The sequence below is a fragment of the Pseudoalteromonas sp. SCSIO_11900 genome (assembly GCF_000576475.1).
GTDB classification, from domain to species: Bacteria; Pseudomonadota; Gammaproteobacteria; order Enterobacterales; family Alteromonadaceae; genus Pseudoalteromonas; species Pseudoalteromonas tetraodonis.
In genome coordinates, this window is sequence record NZ_KK070023.1 from 2,624,006 (window position 1) to 2,640,042 (window position 16,037).

The window sequence follows — 16,037 nt, forward strand, 5'->3', positions numbered from 1 at the left end:
TATGGCTCGTCGTATTATGTTGATCCCCATTTCTACTGGGGTTGGTTTAACCTCAGTATCGGTGGGTTTGGTAAGGGCGCTGGAACAGAAAACTGTTAAAGTTAATTTTTTTAAACCTATAGCTCAACCACGCGCGGGTGAAACAGGCCCAGAAAAGTCAACACAAATTGTTACCCAAGGCTCACCTATTGATCCACCTACGTCATTTGCGCTGGATTATGCCGAGCAAATGATTGGCGATGGCAAAGGCGATGACCTGCTAGAAGAAATTGTAGAGCGTTTTCAAAGTAAAATTAACGATGATGAAGTGGCTATTATTGAAGGCATGGTGCCTACCCGTCGCCAACCATATGCGGGGAGAGTAAATCGAGAAATCGCACAAACTTTAGGGGCGGATATCATTTTTGTACTTACCCCTGGCAATTACAACATTACTCAAATTGAAGACCGACTAGAAATAGCCGCTGGTAACTATGGTGGCATTGACCATCCTCGCGTGCTTGGCTGTATTTTTAATAAAGTAAACGCCCCCCTTGATGAGGAAGGTCGTGCTCGCGCCGATTTAGTCGATACCTATAAGCCAGAAGCGCTTGATAACGAATTAAACCGCTTAGCTTCTTTACCTATTTTTAGAAAAAACCCGTTTATGTTACTCGGCGCTATTCCGTGGGATTTTGAACTGGTTGCCCCACGTGTTAAAGATTTAAGTGCCTATCTAAAAGCCACTATTATCAACGAAGGTGATATGGTACACCGCCGACTCAGACGAATTACATTTTGTGCCCGCACGGTATCCAATATTTTAAACTATTTTACGCCAGGTGCGTTATTGGTTACCCCTGGCGATCGCTCAGATATACTCGTTGCAGCTTGCTTATCGGCCATGAATGGCACAAAACTAGGTGCAATTTTACTTACCGGTGGTTTTGAGCCTGAGCCGCGTATTATGGCGCTATGTGAACAAGCTATGCAAACTGGCCTACCAATTTTGGCAACCGAGGGCGATACCTGGCGCACTTCTTTATTGTTGCATAACTTTAACCTAGAAGTGCCTAGCGACGATGAACAACGCATTGAAAAAGTAAAAGATCATAACGCTGCACATATCGATTCTGATTGGCTGGACACATTAGCAAAAAGTGTGGGAAAAACCCGCAAGTTATCCCCGCCGGCCTTTAGGTATTTATTAACCGATAAAGCACGTAAAGCGGATAAAACGATTGTACTGCCTGAGGGTAACGAGCCTAGAACCATTAAAGCCGCTGCTATTTGTGGCCAGCGCGGCATTGCTAAAACAATTTTACTTGGCGATCGCGATGAAATATTTCGAATCGCGGAGCAACAAGGGATTGAACTGAACGAGCATGTGACTGTAATAGAGCCAACTAGTATTATTAATGACTACGTAGCACCTATGGTCGAAATTCGTAAAAACAAAGGCTTAACTGACGTTATTGCAAAGGAACAACTGCAAGATAACGTGGTACTGGGCACCATGATGCTAGAGCAAGGAAAAGTAGATGGGCTGGTTTCAGGGGCAGTCAATACCACGGCTAATACCATTCGCCCGCCTTTACAGTTGATTAAAACCGCACCAGGTTCATCATTAGTCTCGTCGGTATTTTTTATGCTTTTGCCTGATCAAGTGCTTGTTTATGGTGACTGTGCTATTAATCCTGATCCTAATGCTGAACAACTAGCCGACATTGCAATTCAATCTGCCGATTCTGCTGCCGCATTTGGCATAGAACCTCGTGTAGCAATGATAAGCTACAGCACGGGTAATTCGGGCAGTGGCGCTGATGTAGAAAAAGTCCGCGAAGCAACAAAAATTGCCCAACAAAAGCGTCCTGATCTCATTATCGATGGGCCATTGCAATACGATGCGGCCATTATGGAAAGTGTAGCTATTAAAAAAGCGCCAGATAGCCCGGTTGCCGGTAAAGCAACCGTGTTTATTTTCCCTGATTTAAATACGGGTAATACCACCTACAAAGCAGTGCAACGAAGTGCTGATTTGATCAGTATTGGTCCTATGTTACAAGGCATGCGCAAACCTGTTAACGACTTAAGCCGTGGCGCATTAGTTGACGATATTGTGTATACCATTGCTTTAACAGCCATTCAGGCGGCGCAAGTAGAAGCGCTTAATTAAGGCCTGTAATTAACATGCCTTTTTTATAGCCTAGCCATTTTTTATTTAATAATCAACTGGTTAGGCTATTTATACCTCACAACCCCCAAGCTTATCCACAGAAATTGTGGACAATTATTTTTTAGCTAATAAAAATATAGCACGGCCTAAACTTGAGCCTTTAATTTAGCTTCAATACTCTATACTATAAAGCTATTATTTTGCTGCTGGCGATACGTTTAATGTCAAAACAAACATTACAATTACACAGCACCGTGTTATCTATTCATAGATTAGCCCTTGATGCTGACATACCGCCTGCGCTGTTAAAGCAACCGTTATTTTTTATCTCAAAAACGCATGATGAACTGTCAGTTGTTTGCCCTGTCGACTTTATTATTGATAGCCAAGACACTGAATCTAATTGGCAAGCACTGGAAGTAATAGGCCCTTTAGGGTTTTCGTTAACTGGCATTATGGCAAACCTGTCAGGCGTATTAGCCAGAGCCGGCGTGTTCATTTTTTCGATATCGACCTACGATACCGACTATATTTTAGTAAAAAAACAAACGGTCACCAAAGCAATTACAGCCCTTAAAGCCGATGGCTACAACGTGGTAACTCAATAAATAATGAAATCTGAAGACGTTAGCTATTTAACTAAAAATAAAATTCCTCGAAACGCGATACAAATCACGAGTCCGTTCAGTGGTAAAGTAATGCCAATGGAAGAGCATCCACAACCCTTTTTTCGTTTTGGCACACTCGGCCCAGGTATTGTTGTTAGTTTATCGAGTCATAAAGTATTAGCGCCCTTCAATGGCACCTTACTGCAGGTAAAAAGTGCCGGTTGTGAATTTATTTTAAAAGCCAATAACGGCTTAAAAGTATTAATAAACCTAGCTGTTCCCGATTCACAAACACTTACGCATACTCATATTGCTCAGCTTAACGGCAGCAAAATAACCAAAGGCCAACGCCTTGCTTATTTTGATTTACGTGAGCTCGACTCGCCTATTTTAGCCAGCCTTATAATTCTCAATGGCCATAATTTAGGCACTTTTCATTATTCTCACCCGCAAGTTAATGCCGGTGTAGATACCTTATTAACTATTATTAAAAAGAAGTAGATTTATGATCACTCTCTATGGCATTAGCAACTGCGATACAATTAAAAAAGCAAAAAAATACCTAAGCGATAACGACATCGCATTCACTTTCCATGACTACCGCAAAGACGGCGTTAATAACGACATGGTAAGCGACTTTGCAGAACATATTGATTGGGAACAATTGGTTAATAAACGTGGCACAACGTACAGAGCGCTCACTGATGAGCAAAAACAAAGCTTGACTAAACAAACCGCTATAGATTTACTCGTTGAACAACCGGCGATGATCAAACGTCCAGTTCTTGTTAATAACGGGCAATACCACTTAGGCTTTAAAGCAGCACAATACGATGAGATTTTTAAATAATGACCCATCCAGTAATTACCCTAGCCCAAGCCTTAATTCAGCGAGAGTCGGTTACACCTGAAGATGCCGGGTGCCAACATATGATGAATGAACGTCTAAGCGCCATTGGCTTTGATATTGAATCGCTATTTTTTACCGATACCCTAAACACATGGGCACGCAAAGGGACCCAATCGCCCCATTTTTGTTTTGCCGGTCATACTGATGTAGTGCCCACTGGGCCTGAAAAAAACTGGCAGCACCCGCCTTTTGTAGGCCTAATTGAAGACGGCTTATTGCATGGCCGTGGCGCTGCCGACATGAAAGGCTCATTAGCAGCGATGATTGTGGCAACCGAACGCTTTGTGACTAAGCATCCAGATCACAAAGGTTCCATTTCGTTTTTAATTACCTCAGATGAGGAAGGCCCGTTTATTAACGGCACTACCCGCGTTATTGATACTTTAGAGGAGCGCGGTGAAAAAATAGACATGTGCCTTGTAGGTGAACCCTCTTCTCGCGATGTACTCGGTGATGTGGTTAAAAATGGCCGCCGTGGTTCACTCACGGGGTTTTTAACTATAAAAGGCGTGCAAGGTCATGTGGCCTATCCACATTTAGCACAAAACCCAATTCATTTAGCCACGCCAGCTTTAACCGAGTTAAGCCAAACTGTGTGGGATATGGGTAATGATTTTTTTCCAGCCACCAGCTTTCAAATCTCTAATATTAATGGCGGTACGGGCGCAGGCAATGTGATCCCTGGGGAACTAGAGGTACAATTTAATTTTAGATTTAGTACCGAAGTTACTCATCAACAACTACAACAAAAAGTAAATTCCATTTTACAAAAACACAATTTAAATTATGAACTCAATTGGATTGTGAATGGCTTGCCGTTTTTAACCGAGCACGGCCCATTGGTTGATGCCACCGTAGCCGCAATTAAATCGGTAACGGGGTTAACCACTAACTTAGAAACAACAGGTGGCACCTCAGATGGTCGTTTTATCGCACAAACGGGTGCTAAAGTTATTGAATTAGGGCCACGTAATGCCACTATTCATAAAGTGGACGAGTGTGTTAGCACCGACGACCTAATCGCGCTGGCCGATATATACGAACAAATATTAGAGCACCTGTTAACTTAATGACTGCAAATAAAGAACTCATACAATGCATCACTGGCCAAAGTGATGCACATTTAGTTGCCATACAAAATCATTCTTTGCATGCCGATATTGTAAATGACTTTATTGCACTGCAAACAGCGGCTGCATCAGCAGGCTTTGACTTATGTATTGCATCAAGTTTTCGGGATTTTAACCGTCAATCAGCTATTTGGAACGCTAAATTTTCCGCTAAGCGGCCGGTATTAAACAAAGCCCAGCAACACGTTGATATTAATTCGCTCAGTGATATTGATAAATGCATTGCCATTATGCTTTATTCTGCGCTACCGGGGGCGAGTCGCCATCATTTAGGGACTGATTTAGATATTTACGATAAAGGCGCAGTAAGTGACGATTATGTTTTGCAATTGAGCCCTAATGAATATCAGCAAGGTGGACCTTTTGCTAAATTAAGCCAATGGCTAGACACTCATCTAGCAGAATTTGGGTTTTATCGACCTTACCAGTACGACTTGGGCGGGGTAGCGCCTGAGCTTTGGCATATTAGCCACATAGCGCAATCAGCACAGCTTATTCGCCACCTTACGCCAGAAGTGTTGCACGACTGCATTAAACACAGTGATTTATTAGGTAAAGACGCTATTTTAACCCACTTACCTGCATTGTATGAACGCTTTGTGATCAATGTAAGTCCACCAGCTAAGCAGTTTTAGTCTTTTTATTTAAAGTAAAAACCAATACCGCTAGTAAAATGATACTGCTGGGGAGCATAAATTGTACAGTTAATGTTTCAGATAAAAATACAGCCCCTGCAATAGCCGCCAAAACGGGTACGCATAACTGCACTATGGCTGCATGCGTGCTCTTTAATAGTGGCATAGCCACATACCAAATACTGTACCCTACGCCAGATGCGATGGCACCTGAGGCTATTGCAAGTAACGCTCCTTCGATACGTATATTTTTAAGCTGGCTCATTCCCACCACAATTAAAATAGGTAGCACTAATAAACTACGTATAAAATTAAAGGTAGTGGCTCTTAGCGGCGACATACACGCCTTGCCACGAATACTGTAAATTCCCCACGCAATGCCACTTATACTCATTAATAATGCAGCCATCAGCGGTGGTGCTGTCTGTGAGGGCAGCATTAAGTAAACAAATGCCGCAAACGCCACTATAAATGCAAGCCATTGCACAGCACTTAAACACTCTTGTTTATATATGCCCCAGCCAATCATTGTAAATTGCACCGCTGAGAATAAAATAAGCGCCCCATACCGGTATCAAGCTCGATATAAGCAACAGAAAAACACAGCGCATATCAATAAGCTAGCACTGCTTCGCCAACTGCCAGTATCGTTAATAATAGGATTACTTAACTGCGCTTTTTTATTTAACTGCCTAGTGTAGAGCAGCATAATAATGGTCAAACACACTGCCCCACTCATTAACCTAATAACGGTAAAATTCCACGCATCAATGTAGCCTTGCGCCAACGCTAACCGACACAATAATGAGTTTGCAGTAAAAGCAACTAACGCGATAATGGTAAACAGTGTTGCTTTCAAATTAATTCCTAACGTATTGATAAATATGTACCGTATTTATATACCGATTAAATTAACGCCCAATGTTGTAAACGTTAACATGGTTATTTTTTAAATGATAAAGTTTTTGTTAAGGGTTTTTGTTCTATGTTTATACACTACGCTTTTTTACAATCTTTCACACTTGTATTTATTGGCAGTATGTTAACCTTACAGAATAAATAAGAAGGAGTGCGTGTGCGTCACATTTTAACTTTTAGCCTTTGCTTTATTGTAAGTGGTTGTAGCACCATTGGCTTTGACGATCTCTTTAATGATTACGCCACTAATACCACCCCTATTAGACAAGCCATTACGAATAATAATATTGAGAGTGCACGCTCCTTAATAAGCAAAAACAGCAAAACACACAGTAATTATTTACTGAGCCAATTAGAGCAAGGCCGCATCGCAGATTTAGCCAATAACCCCGATAACGCACAAGTTCATTTTGAAAATGTCTATCAACAAATGCAATCTGAGCGCCAAGCTGCAAAAATACAAGTAAGTGCTGGGCTTGAGCAAAGTAATGCGCTGTTAACCAACGACTCAGCTATTGGTTATACACCGCCCGCCTACGAAATGAGTATGTTGCATAGCTACAAAGCGCTCAATTATGTTTATAAACATGATATTGAAAGCGCCTTAGTTGAAATACGCCGTGCTAATAAAGTACAAGTTGATGAACTACTAAATAATCAAAGCGAATTTGATAATGCCGCTGCCCAAGCACAGCAACACTACCCTAATATGGATAACTTAATTCGCTCGGTTAAAAATGGCTTTCAAAATGCGTACACGTTTTATTTATCAGGCTTGCTATATGAAACGGCAAAGCAAGGAGATGATGCCTACATAGACTATAAAAAAGCGCTCGAAATACAACCTAACAATCCGTATTTACAACACGATGTACTGCGTCTTGCTAAGCAACAAGGTTTTGCTGATGACTATAACAAATTTAAACGCCAGTTTGGTGAAGTTAACAGCTTAGAAAAAAACCAAGGTGAAGTGGTTATATTATTCGAACAAGGCCTGATACCAAAACAACACGAATTTAAGTTACGATTACCCATTTATACTTCACAAGGAGACGCCCGCTTTTATAGTCTCGCCATGCCCATTTATATAAATAACGTTTATGAAAGCACCGTTAACAACGTCAAAATTAATGACCATGTATTATCACTAAGCCCGTTAGTACACTTAGAAGCACTGGCCGCTAAAACGTTAGAGCAGCAAGTTGCTGGGCGCGTATCGAGACAAATATTTCGCTTAGTGGCGAAAGAAAAGCTGCGCGCTGAGCTTGCCCGCAGTGGCGGTGATGTGGGGAATATTTTAGCAAACTTATATAATCTTGCATCTGAGCAAGCCGATACTCGCAGCTGGCTTACCTTACCCAATCAAATTAGTCTTGCCCGCAGTGCAGTGGCTGCAGGCGAACATACCTTAAATATTGGCTCACAACCGCCAATAAATTTTACCGTTAGTAAGCAAAGGTTAACGTTAATCTACCTAACCTCTGTTAATAACTATTTTAACTCCCATGTAGTGCAACTTTAGGAGCCATCATGAAATACATACTCCCCATTATTGCGTTGTTTATGCTTAGTGCATGTAGCAGCCGACCTGTAACCTCAGGCATTGGAGTTGAACAAACTACCAACGCCTACAAAGAGCAGCTCAATGTTAACAATCCACAGTTAGCAAAAAAGCTATTAATTAGTGATGTAAAAACCCGTCAAACAAATAACTTAACCGACGTGGTAGTCACCTTGGCGAGTACCTATAAAAAGTCACAATATTTACAGTATCAATTTAACTGGTTTGATAAAGATGGCTTTGTAATTAAAGGCAACCACTCGCCGTGGCAAGCCCTCACATTATTTGGCTTTGCTAAAACTCAGCTTGCAGGACTCGCGCCTAGCCCTAATGCCGTTACTTTCTCTTTAGCTGTAAGAGAAGTGTCTACTGAAGCTCAAAAATTTAAAGATTAAAGGAAACCATGATGATCAATAAACAATTTAAATCACTCTCTGGCTATGCAATTTTAGGCTTAGCCGCACTCACACTAACCGGCTGTGCTAATAAAGCAGTCGTTAGTTATGATGATGCCCAAGCCGTAGAAACCACAGATATAAACTTTGGCTCTACCGACCTACAAAAAGTAGCCTCGCAAATGACCGACTCACTGCTCAGTTCGCCAGTGGTTGGTACTATGACTGCCAATACACGCCCTGTGGTATTTGTTGAGCGTATTAAAAACAAGACCAGTGAACACATAGACACTGAGTCAATTACCGACTCAATTTCGACTCAATTACTTCGCAGTGGAAAATTTAGATTTGTTGATATGACCCGTGTAGAAGCGGTTCGTGAACAACTTACATTTCAAAATGAAGATGCACTGATCAATCCAAGCACTGCGGTGGCCTTTGGTAAACAAATTGGTGCGCAATATATGCTGTACGGTAACCTATCGAGCATTGTTAAATCCAATGCTGATAAAGCCGATGTGTACTACAAATTTACAATGCGCTTAATGGATATGCAAAGTGGCCTTGTTGAATGGGCTGACGAAACTGAAATTCGTAAAACCCGTGAAAAATCTACCTTTGGTTGGTAACTAACAGGAGCGAACCATGAAAACACTTAGCTTATTTTTATGCACTTTATTAATATTTAGCGCCCCCACTTTTGCCAAGTATGAACGCAATAAAGCCGTTCCTGTGCAGCAAGTACTATTTGGTAAAGTGAAGTCGGTGCGCAACATTACAGAGCAACAATTGGTTCACGATAAAAGTAACGGTTGGAAAACCTTTGGGGGTGCCCTATTAGGTGGTGTTATTGGTAACCAGTTTGGTGGTGGCAGCGGTCGCACAGTAGCGACGATTTTAGGATCAGTGATTGGTGGTAATGTTGCGCATAATCAGCAACAGACACAACGCTATGAAAACCTCCAATTAGTTGAACTGCTAATACAAGTAGAAAGTGGTGAACAATTTATGGTGGTACAAGACAACGATCCCGCTATGCCTTTTCACCAAGGTGATAATGTGCGTCTTATTTATTTAACTAATAACACAGTCCGCGTAGATAGCGCTTATTAGAGTCTATTTATGTTTCGAGCTTAATTATTAAAGTTCCAACAAAAAACCTAACTTAGGTCGCTAAGTTAGGTTTTTTTAATGTATTCACTTTTATTTATTAAGCGGGTTCTTTTGCCCAAAGCTGCTCGTTTTCATGCATTTCATATAAACCATGTGCACGGTTAATCAGTAAATTTGCAAAATCAGCTTGGGTTTTATCTCGCGCACCCGCGGTAATAATTTGATCGGCCTTTAACTGCCACTGCAGTGAAAAATAACGCATTGCATCGCGTGCATCTTTTGCTGCAGACGCTTCAGCATGATCAGTTGGTAAACGACCGGTGATCACCCAGTAGCTTTTACCGTTTTGCGCTTTAAATTTCCAAAGCGCACATAAAGGCGCTAAAAAGCGACTTTCTTTTTCAAGCAATGTTTTGGGCATAATGCCTTTTTCAGCTAAATGCTTTTGCGCATTTTGAAAGCATTCGCGCTGCCATTGAATTTCTTGTTGCTGAAGTTCAGCTTGCTGCTCTGGTGTTAATGGTTTTTGTTCTTGTTGCTGCATTTTAATAACCTTTTTACTTCTTTGTTTACACTTTAAGGGCATAACAAATAAGGCGCAAGCATAAATAGCGTGCTTAACACCTTATTCGCAGCTGTTTGCTGGGTTTTTAAGCAAACCGATTATTTTATGTTGTGATCAAACGACCCCACATCACCGGGGAACACCACTGGCGATTCAACACCCTGTTTATTCACGCTAGCAACGCCAAAATAGTAGTTATCAATAACCACATTTTTAAGCGTAAACTCGCTTACCTTATCAACCCATTGGCTGTATTGCCATTGTGGCTCACTCGTATAGCGCCAGTAAATTTTGTAACCGGCAATATTTTTATCTTCCGATGGTTGCCAAGAAAGTGTGGTACTGGCGCGTACGGCACCACTAATTTTCACTTCTTTCGGTGGCGCTGGTGCCCATGCCATTGACGCTAGGCTCACCGCATTCAATGACGTGAGTTTTGCGGCGTAATCAAAATCAACCCCATCGATGGTATCACCGTACACTATGCCATTTTCGGTGCGTAGGTCTTGATGTTGACGGTCGTAATGCTCGTTAGTTTCCATTATACGTACAGCCGCAAAGCCCGCATCATTAAATGGGCGATGATGCCCTCCTCGAGCAAATCGGTCGAGTCTGTATACCAGCATAGTGTCTAAATTTTCAATGTACTTATCGGCAATGGTGTCTATGTAACGCGCTAAATTACGACTCGCTGAGTCAACTTCGCCACCTGTAAAACGACGAGTACGCGCTTGCTCTTTGGTTTCAACCACTCGTGTCCCTTCTGAAAAAATGCGTGCAGTGGTGTTATCGGTTACGCCATTAATACCGGTAATATTACCAATCATGTCGTTATTTAAAACACCATGAACCTGCCAATTATTTTTTTGCGCATAAGCGGTTAAAATTTTACCGCCAAATAAACCTTGCTCTTCACCTGAGAGCGCCGCGTAAACAACCGAGCCATTAAATGTATATTTCGATAAAACACGCGCTGCCTCAATAACACCGGCAATCCCTGAAGCGTTATCGTTTGCACCTGGCGCATCGCTGGTAAAATCCATTACATCACTAACGCGCGAGTCTATATCACCCGACATCATCACCATACGATTAGGCTCAATGCTGCCGCGCTGAATCGCAATTATGTTAACCACTTCTACAGGGTTAGGAATGCGCTTTTCTCCCGAAATGGTTTGTTTTACCTCTATTATTTCTAAGCAGCCACCACATTGTGCCGAAATCGCTTCAAATTCTTTTTTAATCCAACGCCTTGCAGCGCCAATACCACGTGTATCAGACTTAGTCTCTGATAGCGTATGTCGCGTACCAAAACTCACCAGCGTTTGAATATCACTCTCAATACGCTGCGCCGAAATTTCTTGTGCAATTTTATGCAATGATGCTTGTTGTGTAGACTCGCCAGCAAAGCTTGTAAGCGTTACAGAGCATAATGATGCCAACACACCATACTTTATAAGTCGATTAACTAACTTTAAACCTAAATAAGACATCGCATTGTTATCCTCATAATGAATGCTACCAACATGACAGCAGAAACCAATAACCGCAAACCTTTTGAGATAGACACTAAAAATCACACGCTTAATTACAGATTATTAACACCTTGAATTTTACTTACAATTTAACCCTCACCAAACAAGTCCTCTGTTCAAGCACACTATTTTAATAAAAATAATCACTTATACTGTTTTGACCGTATTTAGTGCTAAACAAAATTAATCAGCTATCATTTTATAAAGGCTAATTTAATCAATAATGTGCCGAAATAACATGAAGAAACACGAAAAATTACCAGATGATCATGTTGATCCCCTGATTTACTAAAACCCGGTTATATTTGGGCTCTAGCTCGCTGCCCGTTGAACTGGTTATTGCTACCGCATTGATGGCTGTGGCGTGTAAAATTATTGTCCTCGATTTAAAATTAGTGACCTCAGAGCAAATTGTTGGCCTTGCGTTAGTTACTTTAGCACTAGGTATATCGTATTGGCTGGTAAAAAATAAAACCGGCCACACTAAGCTATAAACGGTTAACTCAACTTAAGTTAACCGACGCACACCTCATTCCCACTGCGCCTTTGTGTTTTACAATGGTATAATGGGACATCTTTATAAAATATTTAATTAAGCAGTTAATATGTATCGACTATTTGAACGGATGACTAAACCGTTCCCAGAGCGTTCTCCATCTCAGCCTCCTAAAACCCTTTTTGCATTTTGTCGTCACTACACTAAAGGCATGGAACTGTCGTTAGTGCTTATGTCGCTCAGTGCCGCATTACTCGCTATTTTAGAGGTGTCTTTATTTAGTTATATGGGACAACTGGTTGACTGGCTTGGCGAGTACACACCTGAAGAGCTGTTTTCGCAGCAACAATCCGCGTTAATAAAAATGGGGTTAATGCTTTTAGTCGTCATGCCTGTAGTGGTGTTTTTTAGATCAGCTATTTTACACCAAGCGCTATTGGGGAATTACCCTATGTCGATTCGTTGGTTGGCACACCGTTATCTACTGCGTCAAAGTGTCAGCTTTTATCAAAACGAATTTGCTGGGCGTATCGCTACAAAAGTATTACAAACCTCATTAGCAGTACGTGAGTCAGTCACTAAGTTACTTGATGTACTGATGTACATTGCTGTTTACTTTGGCTCAATGGTGTTTTTAGTGGCCGCCTCAGACTGGCGTTTAATGTTGCCATTATTAGTGTGGTTAGCATTGTATATTTGCGTGCAAATTTACTTTGTACCCCGATTAAAAAGTATTGCAAGTTCACAAGCTGATGCACGCTCAGAAATGACCGGCCGTATCGTCGACAGCTACACAAATATTTCAACCATTAAGCTGTTTTCTTACACTCAACGCGAAGAACAATACGCTAAACAAAGTATGGATGTATTTTTACAGCCTGTTTATAAACAAATGCGCTTGGTCACCAGCTTAAACGTGGTTATTCAAAGCTTAAACTATTTGTTAGTGTTTTCGGTAGCAGCTGTGTCTTTGTATTTATGGTCGTTAAGCGCCATTAGTGCAGGAGCGATTGCCGTGGCATTGAGTTTATCATTAAGGCTCAATGGCATGGCCCAATGGATCATGTGGGAAATTAGCAGCTTGTTTGAAAACATTGGCACCGTGGCTGATGGCATGCGCACCCTTTCTAATCCTATTGCGGTTGATGACAAACCAGAAGCCGAAACGTTAAAGGTCACCCAAGGGGCAATCGACTTTAATAATGTACATTTTAACTACGGTAAAGCCGCGAATGAAAATAACCGTGGCCCCGTAATAAACGGATTAAACTTAAACATTAAACCCGGTGAAAAAATCGGCTTAGTGGGTCGCTCTGGCGCGGGTAAATCTACATTAGTTAACTTGTTGCTGCGCTTTTACGACACCGACAAAGGCAGCATTAGTATTGATGGCCAAAATATTACGGATGTAAGCCAAGAAAGCCTTCGCCGCTATATTGCTATGGTTACCCAAGATACATCCCTACTACATCGCTCAGTAAAAGATAACATTTTATACGGCAGACCCGATGCCACAGAAGCCGAAATGCTCGATGCGACTAAGCAAGCCAAAGCCCTTGATTTTATAACCGATTTAGAAGACAGCAAAGGCAACAAAGGCTTTGATGCGCAAGTTGGCGAACGAGGGGTCACCCTGTCAGGCGGTCAGCGCCAACGTATTGCTATTGCACGCGTACTACTTAAAAACGCGCCAATCCTCATACTTGATGAAGCCACCAGCGCTTTAGACTCAGAAGTCGAAGCGGCTATTCAAGCAAGCTTAGATGATTTAATGACAGGTAAAACAGTAATCGCCATTGCCCATCGATTATCGACCATTGCACAAATGGACAGACTCATCGTGCTTGATGAAGGCGGCGTTGTAGAGCAAGGCAGTCACGATGAATTAATTGCCCAAGGCGGCATTTATGCTGCTCTTTGGGCACATCAAACCGGCGGCTTTATTGGCGTTGAGTAATTAAACTAATTGAAGGCGGGCTATTATTATAGCCTGCTCTTGTTAACTAAAATTAAACTTATTCTTTGATTTTAAAGCTATTTATAGTTATTTAGTCGAATTTTATAGTCTACCTCTTGCCCCACTGTTTTTAAAATGTCACATTCGCGACTAACTTTTTATCATTCATCAAGCAATTCACCATGTCATTTTTAAGCAAACATAAATACACCCTCTATGGGGTGTTCGCTATTTTACTTTGGAGCAGTTTAACTGCCTTTATCCGTGACTTATCAGAGTTATTTAGCCCTATTGGCGGTGCTGCTTTAATTTACAGCGTCAGTGCGATTTTTTTAATACTAGTCATGGGTGTACCAAGGCTAAGCAATTACCCAAAACGCTATTTAGTCTTTGGTGGCAGTTTATTTGTTATTTACGAAATGTGTTTAGCGTTATCCCTCGGCTTTGCAAATAGTCGCCAGCAAGCGTTAGAAATGGCAATTATTAACTACCTTTGGCCAGCGTTAACCATTTTATTTTCGATTATTGTTAACCGCACTAAAGTAAGCGTATTAGTCTACCCGAGCATACTGATTGCATTTTTAGGCGTTGCATGGTGTATTGCAGGCAACAGTGGTTTATCTATGGCTGTATTAACCGTTAATATTAGCGACAACCCATTGCCCTACTCTATGGCGTTTGCAGCAGCGTTTATTTGGGCTGTGTATTGCAGTGTAACGGTTAAACTTAGCGAGGGTAAAAATGCCATTAGTGTATTTTTTGCAGCCACGGCAATCTCTTTATGGATAAGTTACGGACTGAGTAATGAACCCAGCTTTGAGTTTAACGTATATTCTAGTTTTACTTTATTGCTGGCAGGGGTGGTTATTGGTGGAGGTTACGCACTATGGAACCAAGCAATAATTGGCGGTAACCTAGTGTTGTTAGGCACCTTGTCTTACTTTATTCCTGTATTGTCTACGCTATTTGCCTCTATTTACTTATCACTATCGCTCACCAACGCATTTTGGCAAGGCGTAGTATTAGTTACATTAGGCTCATTAATGTGTTTTATTGTGACGCGAAAAACAAAGCCAGCCCAATAAAATAAGTAAGCGAAAAGCTAGAGACTGTCTGCTTTTCGCTTTAATCATTTAATTAGCTTGCTAATCGCAGTCCTAACAGCACTAACATCACAATGTTTGCAATCACACCGATTAAAAAGAAGTAACTACGCGGGCTGGGGTTTTTCTCTGTGGCAATGGCGTAATACAGTGCCATATGAATTAAACGTGCAATAACGTAAACCCAAATACAGATTGCAAAAACCGAACTGTGGTAATTCATCACAAAGGCAAATAAAACCGTTCCTATAAATAACGCACTGTTTTCTAATGTGTTATGAAAGGTGCGATGCGCTCTAAATATAAAACTCTCATGAGATAGGTCTTTATCAATTTTTCCTGGTACAGCCCCAGGCTGTTTGGCTTTACTAAACGTCGCCACTGCCCACTGAACTAACATCATAATTAAATATAAATAAAATGCTATAAACGCTGAATGTGCTATATCGGTCATTGTTTAATCCTTTGTGTTGTTATTAGAGTAGTAGTTACAGCAACTATCAAGCCAAAGATAAGCCACTGATGTATATAGCAATGACTTTTTAGTAAAATAATTTTTTGTAATAGATTCATTCTTTATATAAAACTTACTCTATCACAGCGTCTTGGTATTTTTTTAGAGTCTGAGCGTAACTTAAAATCAGTACTAATTACGTATTTTTATAATTTTTATTTTAGCATTTATTCTAAGTGTTGTTTTATGGTGTTACTGATAACGGAACAGTAAAATGAATATGATGAATAAAATAACCAAATGCTTGGTAACCTTAGCGCTATTGAACTGTGTATCAGCGCCCGCTTTTTCAGCTCAATATGAAATCGAAAAAGGTGAAAACTTGGCTAAGTTGGCACAATACAAAGACGTAGCCACCATTAAACGCAATTTCGCAAAAAAATAGCGCTTAATTACAGTGTATTAAACGCTGATCTTATACAAACGCTAAGCCAATATAAAC

The 16,037-nt window shown here is 41.0% G+C and carries 17 protein-coding genes and 1 pseudogene; 14 read left to right on the top strand and 4 right to left on the bottom strand.

Features of this window, described 5'->3' with window-relative positions:
• Position 1 precedes the first annotated feature (1 nt).
• The 6 genes from pta (at position 2) to BG00_RS12155 (ending at position 5,438) form a co-directional block, all read left to right on the top strand.
• Positions 2 to 2,155, top strand: coding sequence for a phosphate acetyltransferase (gene pta / locus BG00_RS12130; RefSeq protein WP_036982862.1), 2,154 nt, complete (start codon positions 2 to 4; stop codon positions 2,153 to 2,155).
• Positions 2,156 to 2,376: 221 nt separating this feature from the next.
• Positions 2,377 to 2,763 (top strand): ACT domain-containing protein, encoded by a 387-nt coding sequence (locus BG00_RS12135; protein WP_036982863.1) that lies wholly within the window; start codon positions 2,377 to 2,379, stop codon positions 2,761 to 2,763.
• 3 nt (positions 2,764 to 2,766) lie between these two features.
• Complete coding sequence (locus BG00_RS12140) at positions 2,767 to 3,264, top strand: PTS glucose transporter subunit IIA (protein ID WP_036982864.1); 498 nt, start codon at positions 2,767 to 2,769, stop codon at positions 3,262 to 3,264.
• A 4-nt stretch (positions 3,265 to 3,268) separates the two neighbouring features.
• Positions 3,269 to 3,613, top strand: a complete 345-nt coding sequence (locus BG00_RS12145; protein WP_013464787.1) for an ArsC family reductase — start codon at positions 3,269 to 3,271, stop codon at positions 3,611 to 3,613.
• A complete protein-coding gene (dapE, locus tag BG00_RS12150) occupies positions 3,613 to 4,743 on the top strand; it encodes a succinyl-diaminopimelate desuccinylase (protein ID WP_036982865.1) in 1,131 nt (376 codons plus the stop codon). Before BG00_RS12145 ends, dapE begins: the two co-directional genes overlap by 1 nt.
• Complete coding sequence (locus BG00_RS12155; protein ID WP_036982866.1) at positions 4,743 to 5,438, top strand: M15 family metallopeptidase; 696 nt, start codon at positions 4,743 to 4,745, stop codon at positions 5,436 to 5,438. The genes dapE and BG00_RS12155 overlap by 1 nt, the downstream gene beginning before the upstream one ends.
• Here BG00_RS12155 and BG00_RS12160 read toward each other — a convergent pair.
• Positions 5,425 to 6,297: pseudogene (locus BG00_RS12160) on the bottom strand (DMT family transporter). The gene BG00_RS12155 and the pseudogene BG00_RS12160 overlap by 14 nt on opposite strands.
• A gap of 216 nt (positions 6,298 to 6,513) precedes the next feature.
• Here BG00_RS12160 and BG00_RS12165 point away from each other — a divergent pair.
• Genes BG00_RS12165 through BG00_RS12180 form a run of 4 tightly spaced genes read left to right on the top strand, consistent with a single transcriptional unit; the run spans position 6,514 to position 9,425 of the window.
• On the top strand, positions 6,514 to 7,878 hold the full coding sequence (locus tag BG00_RS12165; protein ID WP_036982868.1) for a COG3014 family protein: 1,365 nt from the start codon (positions 6,514 to 6,516) through the stop codon (positions 7,876 to 7,878).
• An 8-nt stretch (positions 7,879 to 7,886) separates the two neighbouring features.
• Positions 7,887 to 8,312, top strand: coding sequence for a YcfL family putative periplasmic lipoprotein (locus BG00_RS12170; RefSeq protein WP_036982869.1), 426 nt, complete (start codon positions 7,887 to 7,889; stop codon positions 8,310 to 8,312).
• An 11-nt stretch (positions 8,313 to 8,323) separates the two neighbouring features.
• The gene (gene lpoB / locus BG00_RS12175; RefSeq protein WP_445322875.1) at positions 8,324 to 8,941 is read left to right on the top strand and encodes a penicillin-binding protein activator LpoB; all 618 of its coding nucleotides are present in this window, start codon (positions 8,324 to 8,326) and stop codon (positions 8,939 to 8,941) included.
• A gap of 16 nt (positions 8,942 to 8,957) precedes the next feature.
• A complete protein-coding gene (locus tag BG00_RS12180) occupies positions 8,958 to 9,425 on the top strand; it encodes an outer membrane lipoprotein (RefSeq protein ID WP_036982871.1) in 468 nt (155 codons plus the stop codon).
• Positions 9,426 to 9,522: 97 nt separating this feature from the next.
• Here the strand turns inward: BG00_RS12180 and BG00_RS12185 are convergent, their stop codons facing one another.
• Both BG00_RS12185 and BG00_RS12190 read right to left on the bottom strand, forming a co-directional pair.
• On the bottom strand, positions 9,523 to 9,969 hold the full coding sequence (locus BG00_RS12185; RefSeq protein WP_008110031.1) for a DUF4826 family protein: 447 nt from the start codon (positions 9,967 to 9,969) through the stop codon (positions 9,523 to 9,525).
• A gap of 119 nt (positions 9,970 to 10,088) precedes the next feature.
• A complete protein-coding gene (locus BG00_RS12190; protein WP_036982872.1) occupies positions 10,089 to 11,483 on the bottom strand; it encodes a M28 family peptidase in 1,395 nt (464 codons plus the stop codon).
• 347 nt (positions 11,484 to 11,830) lie between these two features.
• On the opposite strand from BG00_RS12190, the gene BG00_RS12195 reads away from it, so the two are divergent.
• The 3 genes from BG00_RS12195 (at position 11,831) to yddG (ending at position 15,063) form a co-directional block, all read left to right on the top strand.
• A complete protein-coding gene (locus BG00_RS12195; RefSeq protein WP_226915909.1) occupies positions 11,831 to 12,019 on the top strand; it encodes a phosphate-starvation-inducible PsiE family protein in 189 nt (62 codons plus the stop codon).
• A 111-nt stretch (positions 12,020 to 12,130) separates the two neighbouring features.
• The gene (locus BG00_RS12200) at positions 12,131 to 13,978 is read left to right on the top strand and encodes an ABC transporter ATP-binding protein (RefSeq protein WP_036982874.1); all 1,848 of its coding nucleotides are present in this window, start codon (positions 12,131 to 12,133) and stop codon (positions 13,976 to 13,978) included.
• A gap of 182 nt (positions 13,979 to 14,160) precedes the next feature.
• Positions 14,161 to 15,063 (top strand): aromatic amino acid DMT transporter YddG, encoded by a 903-nt coding sequence (yddG, locus tag BG00_RS12205; RefSeq protein WP_036982876.1) that lies wholly within the window; start codon positions 14,161 to 14,163, stop codon positions 15,061 to 15,063.
• Positions 15,064 to 15,115: 52 nt separating this feature from the next.
• On the opposite strand, the gene BG00_RS12210 is transcribed toward yddG, so the two are convergent.
• Complete coding sequence (locus BG00_RS12210; protein ID WP_036982878.1) at positions 15,116 to 15,535, bottom strand: MAPEG family protein; 420 nt, start codon at positions 15,533 to 15,535, stop codon at positions 15,116 to 15,118.
• Positions 15,536 to 15,809: 274 nt separating this feature from the next.
• Here BG00_RS12210 and BG00_RS18185 point away from each other — a divergent pair, with 274 nt between their 5' ends.
• The gene (locus tag BG00_RS18185) at positions 15,810 to 15,980 is read left to right on the top strand and encodes a hypothetical protein (RefSeq protein WP_248474597.1); all 171 of its coding nucleotides are present in this window, start codon (positions 15,810 to 15,812) and stop codon (positions 15,978 to 15,980) included.
• The last annotated feature ends 57 nt before the right edge of the window (positions 15,981 to 16,037 follow it).

What these genes read in the sequence shown, in the direction of transcription:
- BG00_RS12180 (WP_036982871.1), top strand. Translation starts at nt 8,958, where the DNA reads ATGAAAACACTTAGCTTATTTTTATGCACTTTATTAATATTTAGCGCC.
- BG00_RS12200 (WP_036982874.1), top strand. Translation starts at nt 12,131, where the DNA reads ATGTATCGACTATTTGAACGGATGACTAAACCGTTCCCAGAGCGTTCT.
- BG00_RS12210 (WP_036982878.1), bottom strand. Translation starts at nt 15,535, where the DNA reads ATGACCGATATAGCACATTCAGCGTTTATAGCATTTTATTTATATTTA.
- BG00_RS12135 (WP_036982863.1), top strand. Translation starts at nt 2,377, where the DNA reads ATGTCAAAACAAACATTACAATTACACAGCACCGTGTTATCTATTCAT.
- BG00_RS12185 (WP_008110031.1), bottom strand. Translation starts at nt 9,969, where the DNA reads ATGCAGCAACAAGAACAAAAACCATTAACACCAGAGCAGCAAGCTGAA.
- pta (WP_036982862.1), top strand. Translation starts at nt 2, where the DNA reads ATGGCTCGTCGTATTATGTTGATCCCCATTTCTACTGGGGTTGGTTTA.
- yddG (WP_036982876.1), top strand. Translation starts at nt 14,161, where the DNA reads ATGTCATTTTTAAGCAAACATAAATACACCCTCTATGGGGTGTTCGCT.
- BG00_RS12145 (WP_013464787.1), top strand. Translation starts at nt 3,269, where the DNA reads ATGATCACTCTCTATGGCATTAGCAACTGCGATACAATTAAAAAAGCA.
- BG00_RS12190 (WP_036982872.1), bottom strand. Translation starts at nt 11,483, where the DNA reads ATGTCTTATTTAGGTTTAAAGTTAGTTAATCGACTTATAAAGTATGGT.
- dapE (WP_036982865.1), top strand. Translation starts at nt 3,613, where the DNA reads ATGACCCATCCAGTAATTACCCTAGCCCAAGCCTTAATTCAGCGAGAG.
- BG00_RS12170 (WP_036982869.1), top strand. Translation starts at nt 7,887, where the DNA reads ATGAAATACATACTCCCCATTATTGCGTTGTTTATGCTTAGTGCATGT.
- BG00_RS18185 (WP_248474597.1), top strand. Translation starts at nt 15,810, where the DNA reads ATGAATATGATGAATAAAATAACCAAATGCTTGGTAACCTTAGCGCTA.
- BG00_RS12155 (WP_036982866.1), top strand. Translation starts at nt 4,743, where the DNA reads ATGACTGCAAATAAAGAACTCATACAATGCATCACTGGCCAAAGTGAT.
- lpoB (WP_445322875.1), top strand. Translation starts at nt 8,324, where the DNA reads ATGATCAATAAACAATTTAAATCACTCTCTGGCTATGCAATTTTAGGC.
- BG00_RS12140 (WP_036982864.1), top strand. Translation starts at nt 2,767, where the DNA reads ATGAAATCTGAAGACGTTAGCTATTTAACTAAAAATAAAATTCCTCGA.